Below are 1,305 nucleotides of genomic sequence, written 5' to 3' on the forward strand. Positions count from 1 at the left end.
TTCCGTGGACACATCATTCTTTGTGTTCAAGGAGCCGCAAATGTCCAAAGTCCGACCGCCTTACCCGGCGGAATTCCGTCAGCAGATTGTCGAGCTGGTGCGTGCCGGACGCACGCCGGCCGAACTCTCGCGCGAGTTCAATGTCACCGCGCAGTCCATCACCAACTGGGTCGGCCAAGCCGCCATTGACAGCGGCAAGCCGCTGCCCGGCAAGGAAGGCTTGACCACCGCCGAGCGCGAGGAGTTGGTAAGGCTGCGCCGCCAACTGCGCCAAGTTCAGCAGGAGCGCGACATCCTGGCAAAGGCTACGGCCTGGTTTGCCGGTCGCAGCGATGCGACTTCCACGAAGTCTTCGGACTCGTGATGGCGAACCAGGCCGACTTCCCCGTGCGCACCATGTGCCGCGTCCTGGGTGTGTCCGCCAGCGGCTTCTATGCCTGGCGAGAGCGCGCGCCCTCCCAGCGCAGCATCACCAACGCGGTGATGACCGAACGGATACGCCAGATACACAAGGACTCCTACGAGTCCTACGGTATGCCGCGCGTGAGGGCCGAGCTCATCGAGCAAGGTGTGTGCATCAGCCGCCAGCGCGTGGCGCGTCTCATGCGTTTGGCCCACATCCGGGGCATCAGCCGCCGCCGTGGCTTCACGGTGACCACGCGCCGCGACAAACGCAACTCGCCAGCCAACGACCTGGTCAAGCGTCAGTTCCGGGCCAGCGGCCCCAATCAGCTCTGGGTGGCCGACATGACCTACGTGCCCACCTGGACAGGGTTCCTGTACCTGGCGGTGGTCATCGATGTGTGGAGCCGGCGTGTGGTGGGTTGGTCCATGGGCGAGCGCATGACGGCCGACCTGGTGCTCTCGGCGCTCAACATGGCGTTGACCCAGCGCAAGCCGCAAGACGTCATCCATCACAGCGACCAGGGCAGCCAGTACACCAGCCTCGCCTTCGGCGAGCGCTGCCGTCAGATGGGCGTGCGGCCTTCGATGGGAACCGTGGGCGATGCCTACGACAACGCGATGGCCGAGAGCTTCTTCGCCAGCCTGGAGGCCGAACTCATCGAGCGCCACAGCTTCGAGTCCAAGGCCCAGGCCCGCATGGCCGTCTTCACCTGGATTGAAGGTTGGTACAACCCCAGGCGCCGCCACAGCGGCCTGGGCTACCTCTCACCCTTGAACTTTGAAAGGAGCCAGCAGTCCCGATTCAATGCCCGCGAGCATGACCCACAGCATGCTGATGGAGCACCCCAGATGGTTTGAGAATCAAACCGGAAACCGTCCACTGGACCGGGTCAACTCCAG

1 protein-coding gene is annotated in these 1,305 nt (G+C 64.1%); it reads left to right on the forward strand.

The window, feature by feature from the left end:
• Positions 1-40: 40 nt before the first annotated feature.
• A protein-coding gene (locus HPA01S_RS22415) for an IS3 family transposase (protein ID WP_370671007.1) occupies positions 41-1,263 on the forward strand; the annotation gives its coding sequence in 2 pieces (ribosomal slippage) (positions 41-299 and positions 299-1,263; 1,224 coding nt in all).
• Positions 1,264-1,305: the final 42 nt, after the last annotated feature.

Origin of the sequence: Hydrogenophaga palleronii NBRC 102513, assembly GCF_001571225.1 — a bacterium.
Lineage (GTDB): Bacteria > Pseudomonadota > Gammaproteobacteria > Burkholderiales > Burkholderiaceae_C > Hydrogenophaga > Hydrogenophaga palleronii.